Source organism: Alkalihalobacterium sp. TH-98, from assembly GCF_057473385.1.
On the sequence record NZ_JBYCKM010000014.1, the window covers coordinates 66,878 to 78,722 of the forward strand.

The window sequence follows — 11,845 nt, forward strand, 5'->3', positions numbered from 1 at the left end:
TTAACCGTACAGGCTTTACAAAATTAAATTTGGTTTATCTGAAACTATCAATCTCTCTATAAATATTTTCGATGCATTTTCTTCCCATCGTACGTAAAAACAATTTTCTTTTCATTAATAACAGTTTCCATATGAGTGGAACGGCCCCATAACTGGTGAATATAGGGCATAACCTTCTCCAAATACCCTACGTCTAATTCCGTACCTTCGTAATGGTGAGTAATATACAATTCCCCATTTTTTAAATAGTCACCGTCCGTCACTGTTAAATACGGGAATCCCCCATTTACTCGGGATTGAACGAGTTGATCACGAATATTTTCCCACTCTTTATCAACGACCTTATAATCTGAGCCTTGCTTTTGGAATAGGAATAAGTCTTCACGATTAACAAGGTCCTTCGTCAAGTAATTTCGAATAAACGAAATATCGGACTCTATTTCTCGTACTTCATAGATTTTCTCTCTACCGCTGCCAGGTTTCACACCTTGTCGTTCTTTCATATCCTTCGTTGGATTGTTATATCTCTCTTCAATATCTTCAAAAATTTTAAGACCGAGATAATATGGATTGATGCTCGTCTTTGATGGTTGAACCACACCGGAGTTTAACTTAGCATATTCGATGGCTTCATCGGTTGTTAGTGAAAGTTCACGCATAATTCGTATATGCCAGTACGACGCCCAACCTTCATTCATGATTTTTGTTTCTAGTTGCGGCCAGAAATAAAGCATTTCTTCACGCATCATTGTAAGGATATCTCTTTGCCACGGCTCAAGTTCACGGCTATATTCTTCAATAAATAACAATAAATCCTTTTCTGGTTTTGGCGGGAATTTTTTCTTCTTTTTCTTTTTAGGTTCAGCTGGTTTGTTACTGCCTAGGTCCCACAAATCATCATATGGTGAAGTTGACTTCGGGACTTCTTCTTCCTCTTCTTCCATCGACCAAGCTAATTTAGAACGTAAAATACTGGGGTCAATATGTTCTTGAATCGCTAATATCGCATCTAAGAATTTCTCAACTTCTTCCCTGCCATGGATCATTTCATAACGATAAATTCTTTCAGCGGTCGCACTCATACTCTCTACCATATCTCGTCTCGTGTTGGAAAAACGGACATTGTTCTTAAAAAAATCACAATGGGCCAAAACGTGGGCAACGATCAGCTTATTTTGGATGAGTGTGTTGGAGTCGAGTAAAAAGGCATAACAAGGGTCTGAATTAATGACCAACTCATAAATTTTACTTAAACCTAAATCATATTGCAGCTTCATTTTGTGGAATTGTTTTCCGAAACTCCAGTGGGAAAATCTCGTTGGCATCCCGTAAGCACCAAACGTATAAATAATATCTGCAGGACAAACTTCATATCGCATTGGGAAGAAATCTAAGCCAAACCCTTGAGCAATCTCAGTGATTTCCTCAATTGCATATTCTAACTCTTTCTGTTCATGCGGTAACATAGACGACCCTCCTCTAGTCTTCCGGTTATAACAATTTATGAGAAAAACAAGCAAATGATGACCTTTTTATGGTGCCAGGTACCCTAAAGAGGTACCTGGCACCTTTAATTCTTTACATCTTTAATGCAGTGCATCAAAAAGAGCAGCAACCATAATTTTAGGTTGTTGCTCTTTTGTCTGTATTACTGTCTGTTATTGATTAAGATGCGCAACACGTTATGTTGCAACAAGGTTTTTGTACCTCTATTTTTCTTCTCTTTGCAAAAAAACTTACTAATCGTTTAAATACAGTGACCTTTTTTTTCTCATTACCACTAACTTTACGATGAACTTCATTAAAGTTTTTCTTAATAACCTCTTGCTTATATTGAATAGTAGCCCGATATGCCAGTTCATTTATCATGATTTAACAACCTCCCTTCACGAGCAACATGTATTCGGTTCAGTTTCTCTTTCTGCATCTTCCCACGTGTAAAAGAATTCCCACTCATTTCCGTCTGGGTCAGAAATCCAAAATTTATCTTGTCTTGCATAGCAACAAACGGTGTTTGTTTCTTCTCTTGTTTCATTTCCATGATCAGTCATACGATCTCTATGCCTATCAATATCTTCTAGTTGGTCTACTTGGATACCAAAATGATTAATTTGATTTCCCTCGACGGTCGCCTGTACATTTAACGTAAAGTTTAATGAAAGATCAGGGATTAAATACTTCGCATAATTCTCTTTTATTTTAACTGGCTGTGCTCCAAAAAGCTTTGAGTAAAAATCAATGGACATACCTAAATTTGTTACATTTAAACCCACGTGAATGTTCATTCCAATCTCTCCTTTGATCAAAAAAAGTTGATATTTAAAACAAAAAAAATTGATTTATAAATGATCAAGACTGAATGAAAACAATCAGCCTCGAAACAAACAACATAATTGTTCGGATAGAAGATGGTTCACCTGTTCATCATTTAACATATAATAACTCCAAGTCCCTTTTGTTTCTTTCTTAATTAAACCAGCACTTAAAAGAATTTTTAAATGATAAGAGATTTTTGATTGTGGCATCTGAAAGATCTCACATAAGTCACATACACAAACTTTTCCCCGCTGTGTCAACTCATACATAATTTCAAGCCGTTTTTTATCGGCCAACGCTTTAAACTTACTTTCATATTCCTCAAACGTCTTATTTAAGTTAACGTCTATTAGTGGAATTTCTTTCATTCATGTTCACCACCAAATATTGTCATCTTGTTAATCCTATTTTATACCGATCTTCTTCTTTTGACAACAAATATATCAATTTTTTTTGATTTAAGTTTTCGACATTGTTTTCAGTTTTTATAACAGATATACAAAAAAGCATGAGGGTGGACTTATTACAATCCACCCTCACACATTACGCTTGCTTCAAAAGATCATTAATTTTACTCATTAAGTCTTGCTTTAGTTCTGATAACCAAGTTTGGCTTTCAACAAGGGTTGGTCTTTTCACACTAAAATAGAATTTAATTTTTGGTTCTGTACCCGATGGTCGCATACAAACCCAAGAACCATCTTCTAGCGTATACTTTAAAACATTTGAAACTGGCAGTGTCAATGCTTCTTTACGATTTTCTACTAGGAAGGACCGTTCCTGTGAGTGATAATCTTCAGCTACAGTAACCTTCATTCCGCCAATTTCATGAAGCGGATTTGCTCTAAAATGAGCGAGGATCGACTGGATTTGTTCCACTCCCGCTTTTCCTTTGAGCGTTAGTGATTCTAATCCTTCTTGATAAAAACCATATTTAGAGAATACTTCCATTAAACCGTCGTACAAACTCATTCCACGAGACTTGTAGTATGTTGCCATTTCTGCTGCTAACAAACAAGCTTGAACGGCGTCTTTATCACGAACAAAGTCTCCAACCAAATAACCGTAGCTCTCTTCATAACCGAATAAGAAGGTTTTAGATCCTGTTTCTTCATATTCCTTTATTTTTTCACCGATAAATTTAAAGCCTGTCAGTGTATCGACTGCTTCAAGCCCATATTGTTCTGCAATTACTCTACCTAATTCAGAAGTAACAATTGTCTTTAGAACTACTCCATTTTCAGGGATCTTTCCTTGTTCTTTTCTTTGTGAAAGAATATATTCCAGCATTAATGCACCTGTTTGATTCCCTGTCAGTACAACATATTCACCTTGTTCATTTCTTGCAGCAATCCCTACTCGGTCAGCATCAGGGTCTGTTGCAATTAGCACATCAGCATCGTGTTTATTGCCATATTTAATAGCAAGTTCAAAAGCTGCATGCTCCTCTGGATTTGGTGATTTAACCGTTGAAAAATTCGGGTCAGGCAGTTCCTGTTCTTTTACAACTACTACATTTTTAAAACCAGATGTTTCAAGTACACGACGAACTGGAATATTTGCTGTACCGTGCAATGGTGTAAACACAATGTTTACATTATTTCCTTTCTCAACCACCATCTCAGGATTAACAATAATCGTTTGAAGCTCGTCATTATAAGCCAAATCGATTTCTTCACCAATCACTTTTAAAAGTTGAGCTGCTTTTAACTCGTTTTCATCTGCTACTTCTATTAATAATTCATCTTCGACCTCATTAACCTTTTCGATGAGAGTATTCGCAGGACCCGGTGGAAGTTGGCAACCATCTGGACCATAAACTTTATAACCATTATATTCTGGCGGGTTATGACTCGCGGTAATTACAATTCCTCCAAATGCTTTTAAAGTTCGAACAGCAAATGATAATTCTGGAGTAGGACGTAAATCACGGAATAAATACGTTTGAATCCCGTGCTTTCCAAGCGTTAACGCTGCTTCTTTAGCAAATTCAGGTGATTTGTGCCTGCAGTCATAAGCAATAACAACACCTTGCTTTTTTGCATCTTCTCCAAACTCAGAAATATATTGAGCAAAACCTTCAGAGGCTTTACGAATTGTATATGTATTCATCCGGTTAGGTCCAGGGCCAATTTCTCCTCTCATTCCCCCTGTACCAAACTCTAGTCCTTTATAAAAGCAATCTTCTAGGCGAACATCATCATTCTTTAAAGCCTCCAATGCCTCTTTTAATTCTGCTTCTAAGCCACCAAAACCTACCCATCTACTATAAGCTTGTTTCCACACCATAGTATCCTCCTTATCCTCTACAAAACCTTACTTAATTAATAGTAAACACTTATTTATTTCCCTAAATACTTTACCATTCCTGCCAACACATTGCTAATTTTATGTAAAAAATAAAGACATAACTTCCCTACATATTACAAAATAAGATAAGTATTAGACACATGTCATCGTTCGGTATGTTCTATTGATGGAATGTATATTTCAAAAGACCATAATGTAAGTGGCAGTCACATAGTAAAAAAGCCAGAAAAAAATTTTTTTCTAGCCTTTTCTTTACCATATGTACCATTAAAAACAACCTAATATTTCCACAAAAATTCCCTCGAAGTAGTCACTGCCACTGCACCGGCCTTGATTGCATGATCAACTTCCTCTTTTTTTCGGATAAGTCCACCTGCTATAATTGGTATTTTGGTTTCTTCAAAAACTTCAGTTATAATATGCGGCATTACACCTGGAAGGACCTCAATAAAATCAGGTTTTGTTACTCCTAATAATTTATAACTCGTTTCAAGTGCAATACTGTCTAGTAAAAATAATCGTTGAATTGCAATTAACCCACTCTTTTTTGCTGATAGTACCACACTTTTCCTCGTTGAAATTAAGCCTGCAGGCCGAATGTCCTGACATAAAAATTGGGCAGCATATTCATCATTTTTAAGTCCTTGAACTAAATCCGCATGCAAAAGCAATTGTTTATTTTTAGTTTTGGCCAATCGGTTCAGACTCCTCAACTGACCAATATGACTATTTAATAAAATAATATATGTGAACTGACTTTCTAACAATTTCTCTAATTGTTTAATATCTCTTGCAGCCGGTAAGATTTTTTGTCCATTAAAACTTTCCATCACATGTCATCCTCCTCTAATACGTCATTTAAGCAGTAGATGTTCTGCTTGTCAATAACGTATGAACAGTTAATCTAACTGTTGTTGAATAGTAGGAGGAAGTGGTTGTTCTAAATGAAAGTGGTCTTTTGGGTCACGAAAATCATTGGACATAACCTTACCATCCGATTGAAGTAAAAACTGGTTGATGTATGTCTCACTACCGCGCTTTGCCTCTAACCAACCAATCCACGTTCCACCCATAGACAATAAGATTTCAACTTCATATAAGCCATTCTCCACATGACGCATCGGCTTCTTTATATAATGAACCATTTCTGGCATGTCTAATATTACTTTAACATTAGCATTCTTTATTGGATTTCCTTCCTCATCGTACAGAAAAATATGAAGATCATTCGTGGCCCCTGCTGAAATAATATTTTCACTTCCGACAACTTCCATGTACCAATCCGTAACAAGATTTTCACGAAACAAGAGAGCATAACTTAGTAATCCTGTAATAATTAAAAAAGACATAGCTATAAAGATGGTCATAACAGATCGTTTTACAACTACTTTTTCTAAATTCAAATTGCTCATCCTTTCTCTCATCACAGCTTTTCCAACGAAAGAATGAATTAAACTCATAATGGTAAATCATTTCGTTTCTATGCATTTATGCAATTACAACCCAGACGTATAAGGCAAACACTTCTCGTGATATGTTCACATTCAACTAGCATCAAAAACCTGATCCACCCTACAGAAAAAAAGACCGTTCGAAAAGATCTTATTGATCCATTTGAACGGCCTCTCTTCACAATCATTTATTTTCCTTCTAGTTTGTAATTAATCTCATATAGATCTTTTCTTCGATCACGTAATTGATTTACACTCCCGCTACGTCTGTGTCGACGCAATATTTCAAGATCAACATCCCCAACAACTACGGTGTCTATATTAGGGTGACATTCACCAACAATAGCATCGCGTGGAAATTCAAAGTCAGAAGGTGTGAAAATTCCTGATTGAGCATATTGGATATCCATATTTTCAACTTGTGGAAGGTTGCCAACTGTACCCGAAATAACAGTATAAACTTCGTTTTCAATCGCACGTGCTTGCGCACAATAACGAACTCTTAAATAGCCTTGTCGTTCATCTGTACAAAATGGCGTAAAGATTATATTTGCTCCTTTATCTACAGCGATTCGTCCGAGTTCTGGGAACTCTACGTCATAACAAATTTGAATAGCTATCTTCCCACAGTCGGTATCAAAAACTTTGATTTCATCACCTGGACTGATCCCCCACCACTTACGTTCATTTGGAGTGATATGAATTTTATATTGCTTTTCAATCGTTCCATCTCTTCTGAACAAGTAGGCAATATTATAAATTTTATTTTCTTCCTCCACAAAGTGGGAACCACCAATGATATTAACATTGTACTTTACAGCTAAATTGGTAAACAATTTTATATAGTCTTCTGTATATTCAGTTAAGCGTCTGATCGCTTGACTCGGACTTTTTTCAGGTAGGAATGATAACAGCTGGGTGGTAAAAATCTCAGGGAACACTGCAAAATCAGATCCATAACCTGCAGCTACATCCGTGTAGTATTCACATTGCGTAGCAAACTCTTCAAATGAATCTATTCTTTTCATCATATATTGGATAGTCGTTATCCGCACAGGAAACGACGTTCTAAAATGCCTTTTACTCTTCGGTTGAAAATCGATGTTATTCCATTCCATTAACGTCGCATATCTCATCGATGCCTTATCATCTTGTAAATAATTCGGATTAATTCGTTTAAGTGTAAATCCATTCATCACTTGGAAAGTTAGAACTGGATCATAAATATTATGTAACATCACTTGTTCGACATACTCACGAGGCGTATATTTCGTTGCGTGTTTATAATAATTAGGAATTCTCCCGCCAATAATCATACTTTTCAAATTAAGGCTTCTTGCTAATTCTTTTCTTGCCTCATACAGCCTTTTTCCAATTTTCATTCTTCGATAATCTGGATGCACCATAACCTCAATACCGTATAAGTTATACCCATCAGGATTATGGTTCGTTATATATCCCTTATCCGTAATTTCATCCCACGTATGCTGATCATCGTATTCATCAAAATTGATTACTAAACTCGAACATGAACCTATAATTTTCCCATCATATTCTACAACAAACTGTCCTTCAGGAAAAACACGAATATGGCTTTCTAAGTGTTCAATTTCCCACGGTTCCATATTAGGAAAACAAAGTTTCTGTAGTGCCATAATTTCATTAAAATCTTTTCTCTTGATATTTCTAATTTCTATCTTTTTCTCAAATTTTGAAACATCTATTTTTGTCATGCCTACAACTCCTTTTTTCCTAATCAACTATATTATGAAGTGTACCCTTAACCAGGCCCTTTCAACAACTAATAACAACCTATCCCCTATAATATGAACAATTAAACAAAATCATCTTCTTCGAGTATTTAAGTTTACTTACGTTTGTTAGTTAACGTCCTTTCTCCTACTCCTGGTTCGGACTTATAATCCTCAGATAATAAGCGGGATTATTAATAATACATTAAGGATTTCTCCTAGTTTTTTCTTCTACCGCTCATCATTCCGCTCTTTTCGTTCACGCTTTCTCCTAGTTTTTCCCTCCACCGCTCATCATTCCGCTCTTTCCGTTCACGCTTTCTCCTAATTTTCCCCTCCACCGCTCATCATTCCACTCTTTTCGTTCACGCTTTCTCCTAGTATCTTCCTCCACCGCTCATCATTCCGCTCTTTTCGTTCACGCTTTCTCCTAATTTTTCCCTCCACCGCTCATCATTCCGCTCTTTTCGTTCACGCTTTCTCCTAGTTTTTCCCTCCACCGCTCATCATTCCGTGCTTTTCGTTCATGCTTTCTCCTAGTTTTTTCCTCTTCCACTCACTAAGCCACGCTTTTCGTTCACGCTTTCTCCTAGCTTTTCCCTCCAGCGCACACCATTCCAGTCAAAATAAACAATCGGCTGGCCTATACAAGCAAATAAAGCCATAGCAAAACAAAAACACAAGTAGCAGAAAAAAGTTCTTCTGCTGCTTGTGTTTTTCAATAACGGCTAACGGCTATTAAGATTACTTCGTAAAAACCTTTTATTGATCTGAAACTGAAATATGTACCTCAATCATTCCGATTTGACTATCTAATGGAATGCTTATAAATGTTTTATTTGAATGGTATTTTGAAGCCCCTTCGTTTACGATAGGAGGCGTGACGTCAATAATACAATTTTCTTTAGACAGCTCCGTTGCCGTTGTCCCTGCCACCCAATTTCCAAACTCTTGCACAGCGCTCCAACCTATATCATCTAATGTTTCTACATCGATCCCGCCCATCATCACACCGACAATTCCCTTCGCTGTGTTATCAGAAAATGAACAAATAATTTGCCCATTCAACTGGCCACTCACACCTAAGATGACTGAAACATGGTTAGAAGGAACCGGACCTTTTCCAGCTGACGGTTTTAAAGGTGTAACTTCTATGCCAAAGTGACTTTGTAAGATAGTTTGCGTTGCGCGACAAATTGCATTCACGTGATTTACATTCATAATAGCCTCCACATACTATAGTAGCTAATTAAAATTAAATGATATGATATAAGTACAACACTCTGAATTAACTACAACTTTATTCATGTGTCAATTTTATCATACAAGGCAATTTACATGGTGTCTTTTTTAGAAAATATTATTTACAACTAAAACTTTTCTCCTGCTTTTTAATTAAAAATCATTGTTCCCTCACCAGTTCTATTACCTTTGCATCATTATTATAACATTGATATTGTATAACTTTAGAAAACTATTTAATCGCTTCTGTTTCTGAACCTATTCTACGACTCAATTCTCCCAACAAATAAATAACTATTACTTCCGTTAACTTTGTGCCGACAAAAAATCAGACTGTGCGAGTGACTCTTCACAATTTGGAAAGACATGTACCTCGTACATATAAAAGTTACAGTTATCGTCTTAAGACACTGTAAGATGACAGTTTCTATTTTTGTGACCTCATAAACCTAGTACGAATTCGTTTTGTAGTATACCTTTCTCCACATACTAAACAAATTATCTCTTTGTCATATAAAGGCTCAATTTGATGATTCACTAGCATCACCTACTAAAATTTTAACATCATAATATTATTAAAATATAACATTAAAATACTTTATACCTATAAATCAACCTATAAGTTTAGTTATATTTTACTATATTTTCTATTCTTTACGACAAAATCTCTTATTTTCAGACGATATGTAGTATTTTTTTCTTCTTTTATTCCATTCAACTCGTCACCACTACTAGAAGTTTGTTAGATTTTGTAACATTAATTTTATTTTCTTTCTGTTAATTCAAGAGGGTTTCTTTTTATAATGTAGAAAGCTTAACCTAAGAACTTTATTTTAGAAAGGTTGTAGGTTTCTTTTGCAAACAGAAAATCTTAGTGAATATGATCTTTATTTATTCCATCAAGGCAACCTTTTTTACAGCTACAAAACTCTTGGAGCCCACCTATATGAAAAAGAGGGAACAAGAGGGGTGCGCTTTGCAGTTTGGGCCCCTAATGCAGAAGCTGTCCATGTTGTAGGAGACTTTAATAATTGGAATGGAACAAACCACCCTATGCATAAAATAAATGAGTCCGGCATTTGGTGGTGCTTTATTCCAAATGTACATGAAGGAACAATCTACAAATATGAAATCCACTCTAAACATGGGGGAGTTTTCCTAAAGTCTGATCCATACGCCTTCTACTCCGAACTCCGCCCACAAACTGCTTCCATTGTAACTAATTTAAATGACTACAGATGGGGAGATGAGGCTTGGCAAAAAGCAAAGAAAACAAAAAATCTATTAAATGAACCGTTGCTCATCTATGAAGTTCACCTTGGTTCCTGGAAACGAAAAGACAATGGTGAATTTTATACATACAGAGAATTAGCTAGCGAGTTGATTAATTATGTAAAAGAGATGGGATATACCCATATTGAAATTCTCCCGATTACCGAGCATCCTTATGATCGATCTTGGGGCTACCAGTCCACCGGCTTCTTTTCAGTAACTAGTCGGTTTGGGACACCCAAAGATTTTATGTACTTCATCGATCAATGTCATCAAAACGAAATTGGTGTTTTATTAGATTGGGTTCCCAGTCATTTTTGTAAAGATGAACACGGACTTCGATTATTCGACGGTGAACCAATATATGAATACGCTGATGAGCGGAAGGCTGAAAAAAAGGGCTGGGGAACTCTGTCCTTTGATTTTGGACGTTCTGAAGTGAATAGTTTTTTAATTTCGAACGCTTTTTATTGGCTTGATATGTTCCATATTGACGGACTCCGAGTGGATGCTGTTTCTAGTATGCTTTACTTAAATTTCGATAGACAAGATGAAGATAAAATTACTAATCAATATGGTGGAGAAGAGAATATCGAGGCTATTCAATTTCTCCGTAAACTAAATGAAGCTGTATTTGAAGTTTTCCCTAACACTTACATGATGGCAGAAGAGTCCTCCTCTTGGCCATTAGTCAGCGCCCCGACATATGTCGGTGGACTAGGATTTAATTATAAGTGGAATATGGGCTGGATGAATGACATGCTCCGTTATATGGAAATGGAACCTGTTCATCGTAAATGGCACCATCAATTAATAACCTTTTCTTTTTTTTATGCTTTCTCAGAGAATTTTATCCTTCCCTTATCACATGATGAAGTTGTTCATGGTAAAAAATCATTACTAAATAAAATGCCGGGTGATTATTGGCAAAAGTTCGCCAATTTACGTGCATTCCTCGGCTATATGATGACTCACCCAGGTAAGAAGTTGTTATTTATGGGTGGAGAATTTGGTCAATTTGATGAATGGAAAGACCTTGAAGACTTAGATTGGGAACTACTAGAATATCCTTCACACAAAGAATTTTCCCACTACATGAAATCACTTAACACCTTTTACAAATCTGAAAAGTCATTATGGGAGTTAGATCATCACAATGATGGTTTTGAATGGATTGACCCACATGACTATGAACAAAGTATTGTTAGTTTCATTAGAAAAAGTAAAGATTTTAAGGATTATGTTATCGTTGTTTGTAATTTTACTCCTATCGTTCGTTATGACTATCATATCGGGGTTCCTTCTATGGGAACTTACATTGAAGTTTTTAATAGTGATAACGAAGAATTTGGTGGTTCTAATCAAACTTTAGACAAACCATTAGTTAGCGAAAGAGAAACTTGGCATAATCAACCTTATCGTTTAACGATTAAAGTTCCTCCACTAGCTATGCTAGTTTTGAAGTTAACAGATAGTGAAATAGAAAGAGAGTGAGGCGATAAT

Annotated in this window: 9 protein-coding genes; 1 reads left to right on the plus strand and 8 read right to left on the minus strand. The window is 36.0% G+C overall.

Annotated features, from left to right (window positions below; genetic code table 11):
- Window positions 1–56 precede the first annotated feature (56 nt).
- The 8 genes from AC2VNP_RS06600 to AC2VNP_RS06635 all read right to left on the minus strand — a co-directional run bounded on the left by AC2VNP_RS06600 (window position 57) and on the right by AC2VNP_RS06635 (window position 9,049).
- Window positions 57–1,466 carry a SpoVR family protein gene (locus tag AC2VNP_RS06600; RefSeq protein WP_486916572.1) on the minus strand — a complete coding sequence of 470 codons (1,410 nt, stop codon included), beginning with the start codon at window positions 1,464–1,466 and terminating at the stop codon, window positions 57–59.
- 420 nt (window positions 1,467–1,886) lie between these two features.
- Window positions 1,887–2,285: an ArsI/CadI family heavy metal resistance metalloenzyme gene (locus AC2VNP_RS06605; protein WP_486916573.1), complete on the minus strand. Its 399-nt coding sequence runs from the start codon at window positions 2,283–2,285 to the stop codon at window positions 1,887–1,889.
- An 84-nt stretch (window positions 2,286–2,369) separates the two neighbouring features.
- Entirely contained in the window at window positions 2,370–2,684 is a 315-nt protein-coding gene (locus tag AC2VNP_RS06610; RefSeq protein ID WP_486916574.1) for an ArsR/SmtB family transcription factor, read from the minus strand.
- A 175-nt stretch (window positions 2,685–2,859) separates the two neighbouring features.
- Window positions 2,860–4,605, minus strand: a complete 1,746-nt coding sequence (locus AC2VNP_RS06615; protein WP_486916575.1) for a phospho-sugar mutase — start codon at window positions 4,603–4,605, stop codon at window positions 2,860–2,862.
- Window positions 4,606–4,904: 299 nt separating this feature from the next.
- Window positions 4,905–5,456 (minus strand): glycerol-3-phosphate responsive antiterminator, encoded by a 552-nt coding sequence (locus tag AC2VNP_RS06620; RefSeq protein WP_486916604.1) that lies wholly within the window; start codon window positions 5,454–5,456, stop codon window positions 4,905–4,907.
- Between the two features lie 69 nt (window positions 5,457–5,525).
- Complete coding sequence (locus tag AC2VNP_RS06625; protein ID WP_486916576.1) at window positions 5,526–6,038, minus strand: FixH family protein; 513 nt, start codon at window positions 6,036–6,038, stop codon at window positions 5,526–5,528.
- A 227-nt stretch (window positions 6,039–6,265) separates the two neighbouring features.
- Window positions 6,266–7,810 carry a GNAT family N-acetyltransferase gene (locus tag AC2VNP_RS06630; protein ID WP_486916577.1) on the minus strand — a complete coding sequence of 515 codons (1,545 nt, stop codon included), beginning with the start codon at window positions 7,808–7,810 and terminating at the stop codon, window positions 6,266–6,268.
- A gap of 780 nt (window positions 7,811–8,590) precedes the next feature.
- Window positions 8,591–9,049: a chemotaxis protein CheC gene (locus AC2VNP_RS06635; RefSeq protein WP_486916578.1), complete on the minus strand. Its 459-nt coding sequence runs from the start codon at window positions 9,047–9,049 to the stop codon at window positions 8,591–8,593.
- Window positions 9,050–9,925: 876 nt separating this feature from the next.
- On the opposite strand from AC2VNP_RS06635, the gene glgB reads away from it, so the two are divergent.
- A complete protein-coding gene (gene glgB / locus AC2VNP_RS06640; RefSeq protein ID WP_486916579.1) occupies window positions 9,926–11,836 on the plus strand; it encodes a 1,4-alpha-glucan branching protein GlgB in 1,911 nt (636 codons plus the stop codon).
- Window positions 11,837–11,845: the final 9 nt, after the last annotated feature.

Excerpts from the sequence above, each read along its gene's own strand:
- AC2VNP_RS06625 (WP_486916576.1), bottom strand. The coding sequence starts at position 6,038 with ATGAGCAATTTGAATTTAGAAAAAGTAGTTGTAAAACGATCTGTTATG.
- AC2VNP_RS06600 (WP_486916572.1), bottom strand. The coding sequence starts at position 1,466 with ATGTTACCGCATGAACAGAAAGAGTTAGAATATGCAATTGAGGAAATC.
- AC2VNP_RS06605 (WP_486916573.1), bottom strand. The coding sequence starts at position 2,285 with ATGAACATTCACGTGGGTTTAAATGTAACAAATTTAGGTATGTCCATT.
- AC2VNP_RS06610 (WP_486916574.1), bottom strand. The coding sequence starts at position 2,684 with ATGAAAGAAATTCCACTAATAGACGTTAACTTAAATAAGACGTTTGAG.
- AC2VNP_RS06615 (WP_486916575.1), bottom strand. The coding sequence starts at position 4,605 with ATGGTGTGGAAACAAGCTTATAGTAGATGGGTAGGTTTTGGTGGCTTA.
- AC2VNP_RS06635 (WP_486916578.1), bottom strand. The coding sequence starts at position 9,049 with ATGAATGTAAATCACGTGAATGCAATTTGTCGCGCAACGCAAACTATC.
- AC2VNP_RS06630 (WP_486916577.1), bottom strand. The coding sequence starts at position 7,810 with ATGACAAAAATAGATGTTTCAAAATTTGAGAAAAAGATAGAAATTAGA.
- AC2VNP_RS06620 (WP_486916604.1), bottom strand. The coding sequence starts at position 5,456 with ATGGAAAGTTTTAATGGACAAAAAATCTTACCGGCTGCAAGAGATATT.